Below are 16,929 nucleotides of genomic sequence, written 5' to 3'. Positions count from 1 at the left end.
CGCCCCCGGAGGGGCGGCGAGAAGCGTGAATTCAGTTGAGGGTCTGACCGGTATTCACAGCACTCTTGGTGTTCGCAGCGGGCGCAACCCAGGTGAAGTCGCTGTATTTATTGCCACTACCAGTCAGCTGCATGGACAGCCCCGGAGTTGACTGTGTGGCCTGCGAGACGATGACATCAGTGCTAAGGATGCCAGCCGCACAACCGCCCACGCCCGTGAACGTTCCCTCGTAACTCAGGAACTGAATTAGTCCGGCAGTCGAGCTGCACAGTGCCATGCCATCAGGTGCGCCGTTCTGGAAGTTGTTGCCACTTCCGCCGAAATTGAACAGGTAAGACGTGTAGCCACCAGTCAGGGGTGTGGCTGTAACAGTAGTGTTGGCCGTCACATTGTTGACGAATGCGTCAGTGCGGTAGACGGCTCCACCGCTGCCGTTGTACAGCACCAGGCTCAGGGTGTTGACGTCCACGCCGCTGGGCACGATGACCTCCACGTACTCGTCTCCTAGGTCGCTACCGGCCGTGGAGTCGTAGCTGAACTCATTGATCCAGGGCGTGCCTGCCCCTGTGACGGGGGGCGCTGTCGTGACGGTCACCGTGAAGGTGGTGGTCGCGTTGCTGATGCCGGTGCCGCTGCCGGTCACGGTGACGGTGTAGGTGCCGGCGGTGGCGCTGGTCGCGTCGATGGTCAGGGCGCCGCTGTTGCCGGTGCCGGGCTGCGTGGTCACGGTGAGGGTAGGGGCGGTGCCGCTGCCGCTGACGCTGGTGGCGAGGTTCACGCTGCCGGTGTAGTTGCTGCGATTGACGTTGATGGTGTTCGTGGTGCTCTGGCCCGCCACGACGTTCACGCTGGCGGTCGCCGGGGAGAGGCTGACGCTGCTGGTCGGGGCGGGGGGGGTGAGGGGCGTCTGGGCGGTCAGGTTCAGGCCGATCAGCAGGGGGTCGTGGTCGCTGCTGCGGAAGGCGTCGGCGGCGTAGAGGCTGGCCTTCTGTCCGGCGCTCTTGAATTCAGTGTTGTAGTCCAGTGCGGTGGGTTCGTCGGCGTTGATGTGCCACTTGGTCTTCCCGGTGACCTGCGCGGCGAGGCTGGCGCTGCCGGTGGCGTGGTCAAGGCTGCCCCACTGACCATCGAACTGGTATGAGTAGCTGCTGTTGCTGAACAGGTTGGTGTAACCGGCCGTCGCCAGGATGGAGAGCGGTTTTTCCATGGCGTAGGCGTTGTAGTCGCCCATCAGGAGGATGTCGGACTCACCGGTGCCCGTGGGGTCGGTCGCCAGCCAGTTCACCAGGGCGTTGGCGGCGTTCTCGCGGGCCCTGTAGCCGTTCCCCTGACCGTCGCCGGTATCGGCATCAGCCAGTCCGGAGCAGGAGCCGCCCTTGCTCTTGAGGTGCAGGGCCACGGCGGTGAAGCGGCCGCCGTTCGCGTTGCTCTGGAAGGTCTGCGCCCAGCTGGGTCGGTTGCAGGTGTCGGTGTAGTTCGGATCGAAGCGGTTGTCGAGCAGCGCGAGGTTCCCGACCGGCGTGACGGCGGCCGGCTTGTAGATCATGGCGACGCTGATGGCGTCCGTACCGACCTTCGCGCCGGGGTTCACGTAGGCGTACGTGCCCGCCCCCAGGGTCGCGTTCAGCTTCTGCACCAGCAGGGCCACGGAGCTGTTGCTGCCCTTTTCGAAGTCGTTCTGGATTTCCATCAGGTTCAGCACGTCGGCGTTCAGGCCGCTGATGGCCGCCACGATCTTGTCCTGCTGACGCAGGAACTCCTCGCAGTTGTTCGCGCCGCGGGCTGCGCTGCCCACGCCATTGGGCGTGCATGGAGTGTTGCTGGGCAACGTGGTGTTGCTGTTCACCAGCGTCGTGAAGTAGTTCAGGACGTTCATCGCGCCGACGCGCAGGTTGGTGTTGCCCACGGCTTCCGGGGCGCTCTGGCGCGGGTTGACCGGGTCGAACTGAGCGCTGGTGGTCATGACGCGGTACATGAAGTTGCTGCCGCTGCGGTTGCCGAAACCGTCGTGTTCGTAGTGCAGGACGCCGGTGGCTGTGCCGCGGTCACCGCCTCGCAGGGAGTTGCCTGCCGAGAGTGGCTGGCCGTTCAGGCCATAGATCGGATCGGGATTCTGCTGGAGACTGGAGTTATCGATGCGCAGTGTCTGGTTGGGCAGGTCGCTGGCATAGGCGCTGTACCCGGAAACGCTGGGCGCGTTGGTCTGCGTGTAGTTCGTGATGCGGCTGGCGGAGAGATCCACATTCCCGAAGCGGCCAAGCGTGAAATTGCTGGTGACGGTGCCGGTTGTGGTGACGAGCATGCCTTCAAACCGCTCGCGCTGTGAGACGGGCAGGTTGGGGGCGATACTGGCCGCCTCGGGGAGGGGAACGCCCGAGCTGAGCGTCGTCACGGTCGGCGCGGTGAGCCGCGTGGTCGTGAGGGGAGCCGTCACGGTCACCGCCGGATTGTTGCCGGAGGGTGGATACGTGTAGGTGCTCCTGTATTCCGTGACGGTGGCGCCGACGCGCACCCGGTCACCCACCTTCACCGTGGAGCAGCTGGTGTCGCAGAACACGAACACGCCGTCACTGGTGGTGGCGTCGCCGTCCGCGTCGATGCCTTCTTCCTGCAGGAAGAAGCCTTTCAGCGAGTCTATGTCACTTGACGGGTGAACGGACGTCACCACGCCCTCGACCGTCACGCTCTGGCCGCTGAGGGGGCTGGCGGCGTCCCCGCTGGGCGTGGTGCCCTGCACGCTGGCGACGTTGGTCAGGGCGACCTGTCCAGGCGTGTCGGCCACGGCGAACACCAGTTTGAACGCGAAGGGGTCGGCGTCGCTGATCTGGGTGCCCTGAAGGGGAACGCGCGCGGCGAACGTGATCGTCTGGGACGTGCCGGGAGCGAGCGCGCCGCCTTCCCAGCCCTGGTGGCTGAGGCCCGCGACGCTCTGCCCGGCGGGCGTGGTGACCTGCAGGCCGCCGGTATCCAGGCCGCTGCGCAGGGGCGTGGCGTTCGGGTCGGCCTGGATGGTGCCGCCCGAGACGTGGTGGGCGACTTCGACCTGCATGCCGGTCGCGCTGACGGGCGCGCCGGTGCGGGTGCGGACCTCGCCGAAGGGGGTGGCGCCGCTGGTACCGCCGGTTCCATCGGTGTCCACGGGAATGTAGGTGGGCAGCGTGATGGGCGTCTGGGTTGTGTTCGTGACGGTGAAGGTGGCGGTCATGTGAACCACGCGGTTCGTCTCGTCCACGACGTTGGACATGTTCGTCCGCGTGAAGGTCAGGCCGCCCGTGACCTCGGTGGCCTGGGCGCTCAGGCTGCCGGCGGGACGGACGGTGGCCTGGGCGGACGGGCCGTTCAGGCCGTTCACGTTCAGTTCGTACAGGCCAAGCACACGGGCCGTGCTGGGCGTGGGGGCCGGCGCGGTGGTGGGGGTTCCGGTGGTGGCGCAGCCGCTCAGGGCGAGCAGGCCGGCGAGCAGCAGGGCGCGGGATTCAGTACGAGCCACGGTTGTTCTCCTGTCCCGGCAGGCCGGGGAAACGGTTGAAGCCGACAGAGCCGATCAGGGTGACGGCCTGCCACGCGCCGAGGTCCTGAACGCGCGGCGGTTCGTAGTGGCGGGGTGGGCCCTGCTGGCCGGTGGGGCTGGGGGGGGACTGGACGGTGGGACATGGTTCATTCGGGCTCCTGGGTAATGCCTGGATAAGAATTCGGAACGCAAGTCGGCGCGGCCGGACAGCCCCTTCAGACAAGGGAGTCTGTCGGTGTGGGTGGAACGGGAAGTCGCATGGCAGCAGGCGAAGCGGGGGGTACCTTAAGGTCTGACTGTCATGGTTTGTTCAGAATTCTCTGGCAGAATCTCGCGCCCGGCCGGTTGACGTCAAGGGCGCCGAGTCACCTGCGCCGGGCGGCGCGCCGCTGCGCTACGCTGCCTGCCATGTGGCGCGGAAACGAGGATGTGCTGGTCACCGATCTGGACGATGAACTGGTCCTGATGCACGCCGGCCGGAGCGAGATGTTCAGCCTGAACGCGGCCGGGCGACTGCTGTGGCAGGCCCTCCCGGCCAGCGAGGAGACCCTGACGGAGCTGCTGCGGCGCACCTTCGACCTGAACGGCGCGCAGGCGCAGTCGGACGTGCGCGCCGTCCTGCAAGATCTGGCCGCCCGCGACCTGATCCGGCCGGAGTGACGGGTGAATGAAGTGCCGCCGGCCGGTATTCAGCGCGCCGACTGGGTCAGCCTGGACGCCTTGGTCGTCTGCGCGCCCGGCGTGCCGTCCACCTGGCAGGACGCCCTGCACCACGACTGGGGTCTGGGCCGCGTTCAGGCCAGTGACCGGCCGGTAGACACGGCTGCGCGGACCATCGAGATCCGCGTGGGAACGCTGCCTCCCGCGCCGGCCGGGGTGGTCACGCGGGAGGTGACGCTGCCGGACGGCGCGGCGCCGGTGCAGGTGCTCGGGGATGAGCTGTGGCTCGGCGGTCACCTGCACATGCAGCTGGGCGCGCATCTGAGCGTCCTGACCTGCGCGCCGCAGGGTGCCGCGCAGGACCTGTGGGCGCTGGCCTTCACTGAGGCGCACCGGGCGGCCGGCTGGGTGCCGCTGCACGCTGCGTTGATCGCCGGGCGCGGCGGCGTGGTGGCGATCACGGGACCCAGCGGGGCCGGCAAGACGACTGCCTGTCTGCGCCTGCGGGCGGCCGGCTGGACGGTCCTGGCCGAGGACCGCGCCTGGATCGGCCCGGACGGCCGCGCGGCCGGTCTGGACCGCACCCTGCGCGCCCTGGACGACAGCCTCGCGCGCTTTGCGCCGGAGCTGCTGCTGGACGGGCCGGGCATTCGGCGGGACGCGCGGGGCAAGCGGCTGCTGCCGCTGACCGTGCCGCCCGTGTCGCTGCCCCTGACGGCCGTACTCCTCCTGGGTCATCCGGGACCGCTGGGGGCAGCCGACCGGGTGCGGGAGTTCTGGCAGGCGACCGGCGTGCCGTTGGGCACGTCGGGACAGCAGGCGGTGAGTGGCGCGGCCCAGCGGCTGGTCAGGACGGTCCCGTGGCGTCCGGCGGACCGGCAGGAGCTGATGACGCTGATTCCGGAACTGCTGGGCTCGCCCCTCCCGGCCCCGCCGTGACGGGCGGCGGGTACGTGAACAGCACCCGGAAAGCCTGCCGGTTGAAGTCCTCGCCGTAGATCTCGATGGTTCCCCGGTTGTCCTCGACCCAGGCGTGACCTGTGATCTGGGTGCCGTGCCGGGCCGCGCCGCTTACGAACACGGCCGGGTGACCCAGGCGTCGCAGCGCCCGGTACGTGGCGTATGCACGCGGCACGCACACCCCGGCGCGTTTCTGGCGGGGATGCAGGGCGCGCGTGATCAGCCGCGCGTTCGTGACGGCGCGGTCCAGGCGGGCGGGATCCAGCGGGCGGGTCGGGCCGGGTGGGGTCCAGCGGCGCAGGTGGTCGCGCGGATCACCGCCACGCCGCACGGCGGTCATGGCGCCCAGCACGTCCGCCGCTGCCTGCGGCACGCCCGGCAGCAGGAACGCGGCCCGCTGGACGCGAAGCCAGTTGCGCCGCAAGACCGGATTCAGGCCGTCACCGCGCAGCGCGCGGGCCAGGACCGGCCTGGTGCGGGCGGGATCCAGGCTCAGGTGCCGGGGGTCACACAGCCGCTCGAAGGCCGCCCAGGTGTGCGCGGCGCCCAGTTCGGCGGCGCGGGCGGCCAGCTGCGCGTCCCCGGCGGGGCCGGTCAGGGCGTGCTGTTCCCGCAGGCGGGGCAGGTCCAGCGGGTCAGCGGGTTTCAGGCCGCCGGTGTCGCCCCCCCAGCTGCGGCTGACGGCGAGCGCCGCGACCAGCTCGTCCGTCGGGTGGGGCCGCCAGATACTCAGGCCGTCCCAGTCGTGCGGCCGGGCGGCCGCCCAGACCTGCCGGGTGAGGCGGACGCTGCGGCGGCGGCCCGCGTACCAGTCGGGAATCAGCCAGCGGTGGACGTCCAGCCGCGCGTGCCCACCGGGACTGAACAGGTGCATGGTCTCGTGCGTCCAGCGGTCCGGGTGCGCGTGCTGCCCGTCGCTGCTCCAGCCGCGTGCCAGGGCGAGGTGCGCGGCGCGCGCCACCATCACGGGGTCACCCGGCAGCAGCAGGTCCACGTCGCCGTAGAATCGTTCGGTGCGGGTTGCGTACACGAATTCGCTCAGGGCGAAGCCCTTGAACAGCAGCGACGGAATACCTTCCGCCTCCCAGGCGCTCAGCAGGTCACGCAGTTCCGCGCGGATCAGGGCGTGCCGGGCGCCGAGGGCCAGGGCGCCGGCCCGCAGCGCTCCCCGCAGCGGGTCCTGCGGGTGCAGGCGGGCGCGCACGGCCCCGTCCAGCCCGGCGGCGCGCAGGTGAGGCAGATCGCCTGCCGTGGGAAGCCCGCCCCGCAGAACCCTTTCCAGAACCCTCAGGTCAGGAACGGCCGGGCCGGTCGGGGCGGGGTCAGGCATGGGTGCCCAGAGTGTAGCGGGCAGACCTTGGCGGGTGGCTGGTCTTCAGGCGCGGGCGTGGGCGTCGGTGGCGTCGAGGGCGGCGATCTCGTCGGGGCTGATCTGGTAGTGTTCGCCGCACCAGTGGCACACGATTTCCTGCCCGCCGGCGTCGATCATGTCCTGGCGTTCGGCCGCGTCGAAGAATTTCAGGGAGTCGCTGGCCTTCTCGCGGGAGCAGCGGCACTCGAAGCGCGAGCCCTGCGCCTCGGCGGCGAGTTGCACGTTCAGGCCGTCGGTGGCGCGGTTGATGGCTTCCATCAGGCCGCCCCGGCGCAGGTTGTCGGTGATCTGGCCCATGGCGCGGATGTTCGCCTCGAGTTTCCCGAGCGTCTCGTCGGTCACGCCGGGCATCGCCTGGATGAGCAGGCCGCCGGCGTGCGCGACGCGGCCGCCTTCCTCGTACACGCCGAGCAGCACAGCGTTCGGGATCTGTTCGGATACGCCCAGGTAGGTGCTGATGTCCTCGGCGATCTCGCCGCTGACGAGGTGGGCGCTGCCGGTGTACGGTTCGCCGTTGTCGAGCAGGCGGGTGACGCTCAGTTCGCCCTGCGTGCCGACGATGCCGCTCACGTCGAGTTTGCCGTCCCGTTCGCGCAGCGGCAGGTCGGCGTCGGGCTGGCGCACGTAGCCGCGCACGCGGCCGTCCACGCTGCCCTCGGCGACGATGAATCCGACCGGGCCGTCACCCTCGACGCGCACGGTGACTCGGCTGTCGCTGCGTTTGCCGAGTACGGTGGCGAGCAGCACGCTGCCGGTCAGGGTGCGGCCCAGCGCGGCGGTGGCGGTCTTGCTGAGGTGGTGGCGAACGCGGGCGTCCTCGACGACCTGCGTGGCGTCCATGCCGACGATCCGCAGGGTGCCGCCGGCTGCGGTGCCGCGCAGGACGTAGGAGGCGGGAGTGGAAGCAGTCATCCCGCCACCTTAACGGGCGGGCCGTGGGGGCGCTGTGGGTGGCCTCTCATTCGTGCCCGCGCCGGTAACAGGTTGCTCCCCCACAGGGAACGGTTTCGCACAGCGCCCGTGTTTCGTTTGCAGTACCTTCAGCCTTCTGGGCCGCAGCTCTCACAGAGGCTCTCTAGGATGAGAACCCGTGACGATCTGCCATGCGTATACGCGCCAGCGGACAGGGCTGAAGCAGGCCGGTCCGGTGAAGGGGGAACCCCCCGGTCCAGACACCACCGCGCCCGCATCCGGGGGCGCGAGCCGAACACGTACGCCCTGAGCCGGCGTGAACGTAAGGAGAGACAGATGAAGCGTAACAAGATCTTCGGAGCCGTGGCGTTTACCACCCTCGCCATGACCCTGGCCGCCTGCAACAACGAAGGAAACGCCAGTGACGGCGCCGGCAGCACCCTGGTCATCCAGGAATCCGCCGACATCCCCACCCTGGACCCGGGCACCACCTACGACACGGCCAGCGGTCAGGTCGTCGAGAACCTGTACGAGACCCTGGTCGGGTACAAGGGCAGCAGCCTGACGGAACTCGAGCCCCTGCTGGCCACCGAGTGGGAAGCGAACGACGCGGGCACCGAGTACCGTTTCACGCTGCGTGAAGGCGTGAAGTTCCACAGCGGCAACGACTTCACCTGCGCCGACGCCGAGTACACCCTGCGCCGTAACCTCGTGACGAACACCGCCGACAGCGGCAACTGGTTCATCAGCGAGAGCCTGCTGGGCACCCCCGCCAACGCCAACGACGACAAGAGCGTCACGTGGCAGCGCATCACGGACGCCGTCAAGTGCGACGGTAACGTGCTGGTCCTGAAACTCCCGAAGACCGACCCGGCCTTCCTGGCCAAGCTGGCGTACGTCGGCCAGGCCATCGTGGACAGCAAGCACGCCACCGAGATCGGCGAGTGGGACGGCACCGAGGCCACCTGGAAGGAAGCGGTCGGTCAGGACCTGATGGGCAGCCCGCTGGCGCAGAAGCCCAGCGGCACCGGCGCGTACAAACTGGTCGGTAAGGACGCCACCAGCGTCACCGCCACCGCCTTCGACGGGTACTGGGGCGAGCAGAAGCCCAGCATCAAGAACGTGATCATCCAGAAGGTCCCCGAGCAGGCCGCGCGGATCCAGGCGTTCCTGAAGGGCGACGCGGACTTCATCGAGGAGGGCGGGCGCCCCATCATCTCCAGCCAGCTGTCCGGCAAGGACGGCGTGGCCGTGCTGGACGACCTGCCCAACACGGTCGCGGCGGGCTTCAGCATGAACCAGAACATCGCCAAGGGCGGCGCGCTCGGCAGCGGCAAACTGGACGGCCAGGGCATCCCCGCGAACTTCTTCAGCGACGTGGACGTGCGCCGCGGCTTCGTGGCGGCCTTCGACGTGCCCACTTACATCGAGCAGGTGCAGGAAGGCAAGGGCGCGGCCCGTAACTTCCTGCTGCCCGACTCCTTCCCCGGCTACGACACCAACCTCGAGGCGCCCGAGTTCAACCCGGAAGTCGCCCGCGCGGCCTTCCAGCGTGCCTGGGGCGGTCAGGTCTGGGAGAACGGCTTCACGGTCAGCATCTCCTACCGCGCCGGCGCGCAGACCCAGCAGACCGCCATGGAACTGCTGAAGAAGAACATCGAGGCCCTGAACCCCAAATTCCGCGTGAACATCGTCGCCAAGGAATGGAGCGAGCTGATCAAGTCCGACAACGCGCCCAAGGAAGCCATGATCCTCTCGGCGTGGGCGCCGGACTACGCCGACCCGGACAACTTCGTCACGACCTTCTACGCCAGCACCGGCTACTACGGCCCGCGCCTGAACGCCAAGGACCCCGAGATGGACGCCCTGATCACCGAGGCCCGCAGCACCACCGATCAGGCCAAGCGTGACGAACTGTACGCGCAGATCGCCAGGCGCGCCCAGGATCAGGCGTACTACGTGGTCATGCCCGCCTCCCCGACCGTGTTCACGTACCGCGACAACATCAGCGGCGTGGGTGAGGCCACCTTCAACCCCATGAACGCCTTCCGGGCCGGCACCTACTGGAAGAACCTCAGCAAGAGCTGAGCGTCAGTCTCCCCCCGGCATGTCCGGACAGACCGGGCCGTCCTCTCCTGCGGGGGGGCGGCCCGCCGCCGTTCCAGCCGGGGACCCGCCCTGTCGGGACTTGCACTATCCTGCGCGTATGCTTGACGCCGACACGCTGGAATCCGGGGCGACCGCGCCCATCACGCTGCTGCTGGTCGACGACCACCCGGTCGTGCGCAAGGGCACGCGCGAACTGCTGGAAACCGAGGCGGACCTGCGCGTGGTCGGCGAGGCGTCCAGCGGCGAGGAGGCCATCCTCAAGGCGCGCGCCCTGAACCCGCACGTGATCCTGATGGACGTCAGCATGCCCGGCATGAACGGCATCGACGCCACCCGCGCCATCAAGGCCGAGCAGCCCGGCGTGGGCGTGCTGGTCCTGACCAGCTACGACGACGACGCGTACGTGTTCGCGCTGCTGGAAGCCGGCGCGGCCGGGTACCTGCTGAAGAACGCCAGCGAGGACGACCTGCTGGGCGCCGTGCGGGCCGTCGCGGCGGGCGAGAGCGCCCTGCATCCCAGCGTGGCCCGCAAGGTGCTGGAACGCTTCAGCGCGCACACCACCCCCACCCCGCCCGAGGACGACCTGTCCCCGCGTGAACTGGAAGTCCTGCGGGTCGCCGCGACCGGCCGCACCAACAAGGAGATCGCCCGCGACCTGGAGATCAGCCCCCGCACCGTGCAGGTGCACCTGGCGAACATCTTCTCGAAGCTGGGCGTCGGCAGCCGCACCGAGGCGGTCCTGCACGGCATCAAGCGCGGCTGGATCGACCCGCAGTCCATCTGACGGCGTGAGCGCCTCCCTCCCGGACGAACCGGGCCTGACCCTGCCGCCCCTGCCGCCGGGCCTGTCGGCCGCGTCGAGCGTCACGCAGTTCGCGCAGATGCTGGCCGCCTACGCCTGCCGCGCCACGCACGCGCACGGCACGCGGGTCTGGGTGGTCACGGACGGTCAGCCGCTCCCGGTGGCCGAGGAGGGGCGCGGACTGGCCCTGAGTGATGGCACGCTGGTCAGTGAAGCCATGACCGGCGGAACGCTGCTGCACGAAGGCATGCTGGCCGCCCTGCCGTTCGGGTGCGGCGCCCTGGAATTCGTGGGGGCCGACCCGGCCGCCCTGCGCGCCCTGCTGCACGCGGGACCGCTGCTGACCCTGGCGGTCGAGGGCGTGCAGGCCAGGGAAGCCCGGCGCGGACACGGCCGCATCGCCGAGACCGTCGAGGGCCTGATGCGCCGCCTGGGCGGCAGCCTGGACCTCGCGGAAGTCCTGACCGTCACCGCGCAGAGCGCGGCGCTGGCGCTGGGCTTCCGGCGGGCGTTCGTGGCGCTGTTCAGCGAACTGCGCGACGGGGGCGCCCGCACCGGCGAGGTGTTCACGTACGGGTTCACGCAGCCGTTCACGGGCGGCATCGGCGTCGGGCCCGTCACCTTCGAGACGCTGGTGCAGCGCGGCGAGGCCATCCGCTTCGAGCGGGGCCGCGACCACGAGTCGCCGCTGGCACGCGGCCTGCGCGAACTCAACCCGGAAACGGCCGTGATCGCGCCGCTCAGCGCGCGCGGGCAGGCGCTGGGCCTGCTGTACGTGGACACCACCGACCCGGTGCCCGCCACCGAGGACGACGCCCGCATCGTGCTGGCCCTGGCCGAGCAGGCGGCCCTGGCCATCGACAACGCCCGGCTGTACGGCATCGAGACCCGCAAACGCGAGGCGGCCGAGGCGCTGCGCGAGGCCGGCGCGGCGCTGGCCGGCAGCCTGCACCTGAGCGAGACGCTCCAGCAGGTGCTGGAACGCGCCGTCACGCTGTTCCACGCGGACGCCGCCGCCGTCTACGAGACGCAGCCGGACGGCCGCAGCATCAACATCCGCTCGGCAGTGGGGCTGCCCAGCGAGTACATGCTGCGCGTCCGCGCGAAGGTCGGCGTGGGCGTCACGGGCCGCGCGGTCGCGCAGGGCACGCTGGTCGCGGCGCGCGACCTGACCGCCGAGGACTACGGCGGCAGCAGCCGCTACGCCCGTCAGCTGCTGGCGAACGGCACGTACCCCTACCGGGGCGTCGTGAGCCTGCCGCTGCGGGTCGGTCCGACCGTGTTCGGGGCGCTCACGCTGTACTGGACGGCCCCGCTGCCTCTGGACAGCGACGACCTGGCGCTGGCGGGCGTGTTCGCCTCGCAGGCGGGTCTGGCCATCGAGAACGCCCGCCTGTACGAGGAAGAGCAGCTGCGTGAACGCGAGGCCGGCGCGCTGCTGGCCGTCAGCCGGGTCCTGAGCGAACGCGCCGACGGCAGCGCCGGCCCGGTCACCAACGCCGGCCCGGTCACCGACGAGGCCCTGCAGGGAGCCGTGCGCGAGGCGACCCTGGCCCTGCACGCCGGGCGCGGCCTGCTGGCCCTGTTCAGCGAGGAACCGGACCCGCCGGGCGGGAGCGCGCGGCCCGTGACGCGCTGCTCGGCGTACAACCTGTACCCGCCGCACCCGCAGGAACTCGCGGACCTCGCCGCGCAGCTCGGGCGCGGCCCCCGCCCACTGACCCGCCGGCACACCCTGCCCGTCGCGGGCAGCGGCCTGATCGTGCCGCTGATCGGCGCGCCACCCGAACCGCTGGGCTTCCTGTACTTCGACGATCCGGGCCTCGACGCGCCGGGCGCACGGACCCTGCAGTTCGCGCGCAGCCTCGCCGATCAGGTCGCGCAGACCCTGACCCGCGAGCGCCTGCTGGCCGCCCTGGAACGCGAGGAAGCCCGTTACCGGCAACTCGCGGAGGGCGCGCACGACCTGATCGTCAGCACCGACGCGCGCGGCGTCATCGACTACGCCAACCCGGCCGCCCGCACGCTGCTCGAACCCCTGACCGGCCCGCTGACCGGCGCGAACCTCCTGACCCTCCCCACCCGCGACACGCAGGCGGCCCTCCAGGCGGCCTGGACGGACGCGCAGACCCGCGCCAGCGGCAGCCGCGCCGAGATCCGCATCGGCCCGTACCACCTGGAAGTCCGGCTGGGCAGCGTGGACGACGGGCGCGGCATGCTGACCGTCAGCCGCGACCTCTCGGAACTCCAGACCCTCGCCGACGAGATCGCCCGGCGCGGGCAGGCGCTGGAGGCCGCCACCAGCCGCCAGAGCGAACTGCGCAGCTTCCTGACGCTGTTCACGCAGGCGCAGGAGGAAGAACGCCGCCGCATCAGCCGCGAACTGCACGACGACACCGCGCAGGTCCTGACCGCCACCACCCGCCGCGTGGCGAGGCTCGCCCGTGACCTGAGCGGCGAGCAGAAAGCCCGCGCCGACGACATCCTGCTGGACCTGAACGCCGCCATCGACGGCGTGCGCCGCTTCGCGCGGAACCTGCGCCCCAGTGTCCTGGACGACCTGGGCCTGCTCCCGGCCCTGGAATGGCTGGCCACGCAGGCGCTGACCGCCACCCGCCTGGAGGTCAGTGGCGCCGAACGCCGCCTGAGCCCCGCCACGGAACTCACGGTGTTCCGGCTGGCGCAGGAAGCCCTGAACAACGTCGACAAGCACGCCCACGCCCACACCGCCGCCATCCGCGTGGCCTTCGGCGAGCCGCCGCAGGGCGGCGTGCGGGTCGCCATCACCGACGACGGCCGGGGCTTTACCACCGAACAGGCGCACGCGCAGGCGCAGGCCGGACACCTGGGCCTGCTGGGCCTGCGCGAACGCGTGACCCTGGCCGGCGGCACACTGGCCGTGCAGAGCGCTCCCGGCGAGGGCACCACCCTGACCTTCACCCTGCCCGGCTGAGGGTGAAGGTCAGCGGCGCAGCAGTTCCTCGATGGCGTCCGCGAGGTGTTCGGGGCTCAGGTAGTCGTCGCCGCGTGCCACGCGCAGTTCGTAGGCGCGGCGCAGCACGTCCGCGTCGCGCAGGCCCCCGGGCGTCTCGAACTTGTAGCAGGCCAGTTCGACCTTCATGCCGTTCGGGTCGCGGAAGTACAGCGAATCCATGAAGCCCCGGTCGCGTTCCAGCACCTCGATGCCGCGTGCCCGCAGCCGCGCGGGGGCCAGCTCGAAGGTCGCGCGGGACACGTTGAACGCGAGGTGCTCGACGGTGCCCGGTTCGCGCGGCGCGTCCCGCCCGGCGTCCACGCGGCCCTCGTCGGTGAACACGGTCAGCAGGCGGCCGTCGCCGGGGTCGAAGTACAGGTGGTTCTCGGCCGGGTTGCCGAGGTTGGGTTGCTCGAACACGAACGGCATGCCCAGCACGCCCTCCCAGAAGTCCAGGGCGCTCTGGCGGGTGGAACCGACGATGGTGACGTGATGCAGGCCCTGCACCTGCACCCGGCGGCTGATGGCGTCGCGGGTCATGCCCCAGGGTACGCGCTCAGCCGTAGCGGCGCAGGAATTCCTCGCGGGGCAGCCACGCCATCTTCGGGGTGCCCTCGCTGGGGGTCCGGGTCGTGCCGTACGCGGCGCGTAGCAGCCGGAAGCCCAGGCCGTACCAGCGGGCCTGGGCGGGCGGCAGGTCCAGCAGCGTGAACCCCGCCTGTTCCAGCGGGCCGTGGAACAGCGTGACGGCGAACACGGCCTGCGCGGAGGCCAGTTCCGGGCGTTCGCGTAGCGCGCGGGCCACGTCCTTCAGGCTTCTCTGGTACGCCCGGTACGCGCCGAGCAGGCTGCGGGACGCCAGCCCCACCACCCGCTGGGAGTGCAGGTGCAGTTCGGCGGTGGGCGTGCCGGGCGGCAGCGGCAGCGGGGCGGGCGCGTGCCCGAGCGGCGCGATCCGCATCACGCCGTCGGCCCGCTGCGCGAGGTCGATCACGCCCTGCGAGCGCGCGTACCGGTCCTCGACGACCCGGACGTACAGGTCGGTCAGCAGATCGCGCGGCGTGCCGGCCCGCGCGCCCGGCAGGTCCCGCAGCGGCACCGGCCGGTAGCCCAGCGCCCGCCACGCCGTCAGGGTCGCGCCTAGGTCGCCGGGCGTGACGGTCCGCAGCGCTCCGGGTTCGGGCGATCCCCCGGTGCCCGGCAGGGACCGCAGCCCACGGGTCAGTAGGCCGCGCAGGGCCGCCACGCTGTCCGGCGCGGCCCAGCTCGTGATCGCCTGACCGGCCACGGCTTCCAGCAGGGTCACGCCGGCCGGGTCGCCCTGTCCGGCCAGTTCATGTCCGGCCTGCGCGGCGGCCCGCACGCCCTGTGGGTCCAGGCGGGCCAGGGCAGGGGAGAGCAGCAGCGTGGCGGGCGTTCCGGTCAGGGCTGACAGGGCCACCTGCAACTGCCCGGCGTCCGCGACCGGCACCAGCAGCGCCACCTGCGGCGCGCCGGGGTGCCCGCCGTGCCACGCGCCGCCCGCTCCGGCCCGCAGCGCCGCCCGTATCATGAAGGTTCGTGCGTTCACTCCCGGACTGTAGCGCCCCGTGCCCACACGCGCCCGCGCGCGCCCGGCCCGCTCACGCGTCAGGGGGGAGGGGGAAGATCTGACGACACTCTCATCTCCGGCGTCGTATGCTCGGCAGTAACGATGCTTCAGGATTCCTTAAACTTTCACGGGTTCCGGACAGCGGAACGCCGCTGCGGTAGGACCGCATGAAACCGCTTCGCATCGGGCTGTTCACCGATACGTTCCTGCCGGACCAGAACGGCATCGTGACCAGCGTGGCGCTGCTCAGCGACGAACTGCGCGCCCAGGGACACCACGTCGACGTGGTCGCCCCGGACTTCCCGGAACACGTGGACACCCGCACCGACGTCGTGCGCGTGGACAGCCTGCGCTACATGTTCCTGCCCACCTACCGCCTGGCGTGGCCCACCCGTAAGGACTTCCAGCAGAAGTACGACGTGGTGCACACCCACACGCCCCTGACCCTGGGTCTGGCCGGGGCGCGGCTGGCCCGCAAGTGGGACGTGCCGCACGTCGCCACGTACCACACGCACATCGAGGCGTACACGCATTACGTGCCGGGCATGACCGCCCTGCAGCGCCACACGGGCGTCGTGACGCGCGCCATGAGCCTGCTGTACGGCCGCGCGGACGCCGTCATCACGCCCACGGCCGGCATGATGGACGTGCTGCGCGCCATGCGGGTGCGCCACCCGGTCGTGATTCCCACCAGCATCGACCCGCGCGCCCTGGAGGCCGCCCCGCCCGTCACCAGCCCCTGGCCGGCCGGGAAACGCCGCCTGCTCAGCGTGGGCCGCCTCGCCCGCGAGAAACGCTTCGACCATGTGCTCGACACTCTGACCGGCCTGCCGGACGCTCACCTCGTGATCCTGGGCGAGGGACCGGAACGCCAGCATCTCGAAGCGCACGCCGCCCGCATCGGCGTGGCCGACCGCGTGACCTTCCTGGGCGTGCGTCCCTGGACCGAGATCGGCGCGTACTACCGCCTCGCGGAACTGTTCCTGTTCGCCAGCGACACCGAGACGCAGGGCCTGGTGTTGCAGGAGGCGCAGCTGATGGGCGTGCCGGTCGTCGCGGTCGGCGCGCGCGGCACCCTCAGCGGCGTCGCGCACGAACACAGCGGGTACCTCGTGCCGCCCGCCGACGTGAACGCCCTGACCCGCCACGCCCGCGACATCCTGGACGACCCGGCCCTGTGGGCGCGGCTGTCGGCCGGCGCGCGCGCCTTCGGGGCGTCCACCACCCCGGCCGGCGTGGCCCGGCAGGTGCTGGACGTCTACGCCGCCGTGCTGGGCATGCCGAGGATCACCTTTCCGGGGGAGTCGGGGGCTCAGCCCCGAAATACCCTCGCGTATGACCAGTGATGTTGCGCAGGTGCTGCCACAGGAACGGCCCCACGCCCCGGTCCAGCCGGCGCGCACTGGTCTCCACCAGCGCGCCCGGCACGTACGCCACCTCGCCCAGCCGCGCCAGGGCCTGCCCCAGGATCACGTCCTCGTAGGCTTCCACGTCCGCGTACCCGCCGGCCAGCAGCGCCGCCTCGCGCGAGAAGGCCATGTTCGCGCCCGCCAGGTTGGGTTTGCCCACGGCCCGGCAGGCGTGCAGGAACGCGCTGTACCCCACGCCCGACAGCCGCGACCAGTGCGGCGCGACCCCGCAGAACCGCATGGAGCCGTACAGCGCCACGCGGCCCGGCGCGGCCTCGGAGAGCGCCTCGAGCCAGCCGGGGCTGGGCAGCGAATCCGCGTCGGTCGTGGCGACCCACTCGCTGCGCGCCGCCTCCAGGCCCATCTGACGGGTGCGGGCCACGCCCGGCTGCTCGCAGCGCAGTACGGTGGCCCCCCAGGCCCGCGCGGCCGCCACCGTGCCGTCCCGGCTGCCGTTGTCCACGACGATCACCTCGTCGGGCGCCCGGCGCTGCGCCTCCAGGGCACGCAGGGTCAGTGGAAGGAAGACCTCCTCGTTACGGGCGGGAATGACAACGGTAAAGCCGGGCACCGGCACAGGCTATCAGGCCGCGCCCCCGCGCGCCGGACCTCCCGGCGGCCCGCAGGCC

12 protein-coding genes are annotated in these 16,929 nt (G+C 71.0%); 6 read left to right on the top strand and 6 right to left on the bottom strand.

Annotated elements, in window-relative coordinates:
• Nucleotides 1-31 precede the first annotated feature (31 nt).
• On the bottom strand, nt 32-3,490 hold the full coding sequence (locus BXU09_RS02895) for an ExeM/NucH family extracellular endonuclease (protein WP_240500970.1): 3,459 nt from the start codon (nt 3,488-3,490) through the stop codon (nt 32-34).
• Between the two features lie 429 nt (nt 3,491-3,919).
• Here BXU09_RS02895 and BXU09_RS02890 point away from each other — a divergent pair, with 429 nt between their 5' ends.
• The gene (locus BXU09_RS02890) at nt 3,920-4,171 is read left to right on the top strand and encodes a PqqD family protein (protein ID WP_078300488.1); all 252 of its coding nucleotides are present in this window, start codon (nt 3,920-3,922) and stop codon (nt 4,169-4,171) included.
• Between the two features lie 3 nt (nt 4,172-4,174).
• Nucleotides 4,175-5,110, top strand: a complete 936-nt coding sequence (locus tag BXU09_RS02885; protein ID WP_078300486.1) for a hypothetical protein — start codon at nt 4,175-4,177, stop codon at nt 5,108-5,110.
• Here BXU09_RS02885 and BXU09_RS02880 read toward each other — a convergent pair.
• Both BXU09_RS02880 and hslO read right to left on the bottom strand, forming a co-directional pair.
• Nucleotides 5,019-6,461 carry a lasso peptide biosynthesis B2 protein gene (locus BXU09_RS02880; RefSeq protein WP_078300485.1) on the bottom strand — a complete coding sequence of 481 codons (1,443 nt, stop codon included), beginning with the start codon at nt 6,459-6,461 and terminating at the stop codon, nt 5,019-5,021. The two genes, BXU09_RS02885 and BXU09_RS02880, sit on opposite strands and share 92 nt — an antisense overlap.
• A 45-nt stretch (nt 6,462-6,506) precedes the next feature.
• Nucleotides 6,507-7,415 (bottom strand): Hsp33 family molecular chaperone HslO, encoded by a 909-nt coding sequence (hslO, locus tag BXU09_RS02875; RefSeq protein ID WP_078300483.1) that lies wholly within the window; start codon nt 7,413-7,415, stop codon nt 6,507-6,509.
• A gap of 336 nt (nt 7,416-7,751) precedes the next feature.
• On the opposite strand from hslO, the gene BXU09_RS02870 reads away from it, so the two are divergent.
• The 3 genes from BXU09_RS02870 (at nt 7,752) to BXU09_RS02860 (ending at nt 13,279) form a co-directional block, all read left to right on the top strand.
• Nucleotides 7,752-9,503, top strand: a complete 1,752-nt coding sequence (locus BXU09_RS02870; RefSeq protein WP_078300482.1) for an ABC transporter substrate-binding protein — start codon at nt 7,752-7,754, stop codon at nt 9,501-9,503.
• A 118-nt stretch (nt 9,504-9,621) separates the two neighbouring features.
• On the top strand, nt 9,622-10,308 hold the full coding sequence (locus BXU09_RS02865; protein WP_078300480.1) for a response regulator transcription factor: 687 nt from the start codon (nt 9,622-9,624) through the stop codon (nt 10,306-10,308).
• A 4-nt stretch (nt 10,309-10,312) separates the two neighbouring features.
• Nucleotides 10,313-13,279: a GAF domain-containing protein gene (locus BXU09_RS02860; RefSeq protein WP_346417550.1), complete on the top strand. Its 2,967-nt coding sequence runs from the start codon at nt 10,313-10,315 to the stop codon at nt 13,277-13,279.
• A 9-nt stretch (nt 13,280-13,288) separates the two neighbouring features.
• On the opposite strand, the gene BXU09_RS02855 is transcribed toward BXU09_RS02860, so the two are convergent.
• Together BXU09_RS02855 and BXU09_RS02850 are read right to left on the bottom strand one after the other, a co-directional pair.
• Entirely contained in the window at nt 13,289-13,840 is a 552-nt protein-coding gene (locus tag BXU09_RS02855; RefSeq protein ID WP_078300478.1) for a VOC family protein, read from the bottom strand.
• 16 nt (nt 13,841-13,856) lie between these two features.
• Nucleotides 13,857-14,870: a Sectered polysaccharide deacetylase gene (locus BXU09_RS02850; protein WP_240500969.1), complete on the bottom strand. Its 1,014-nt coding sequence runs from the start codon at nt 14,868-14,870 to the stop codon at nt 13,857-13,859.
• A 188-nt stretch (nt 14,871-15,058) separates the two neighbouring features.
• On the opposite strand from BXU09_RS02850, the gene BXU09_RS02845 reads away from it, so the two are divergent.
• Nucleotides 15,059-16,237: a glycosyltransferase family 4 protein gene (locus tag BXU09_RS02845; protein ID WP_078300477.1), complete on the top strand. Its 1,179-nt coding sequence runs from the start codon at nt 15,059-15,061 to the stop codon at nt 16,235-16,237.
• On the opposite strand, the gene BXU09_RS02840 is transcribed toward BXU09_RS02845, so the two are convergent.
• Nucleotides 16,179-16,871, bottom strand: a complete 693-nt coding sequence (locus BXU09_RS02840) for a glycosyltransferase (protein WP_078304654.1) — start codon at nt 16,869-16,871, stop codon at nt 16,179-16,181. The two genes, BXU09_RS02845 and BXU09_RS02840, sit on opposite strands and share 59 nt — an antisense overlap.
• Nucleotides 16,872-16,929: the final 58 nt, after the last annotated feature.

This window comes from Deinococcus sp. LM3, from assembly GCF_002017875.1.
GTDB lineage: Bacteria > Deinococcota > Deinococci > Deinococcales > Deinococcaceae > Deinococcus.
The sequence above is the reverse complement of the archived record's forward strand: the minus strand, read 5'-3'. Positions and strand labels throughout refer to the sequence as shown.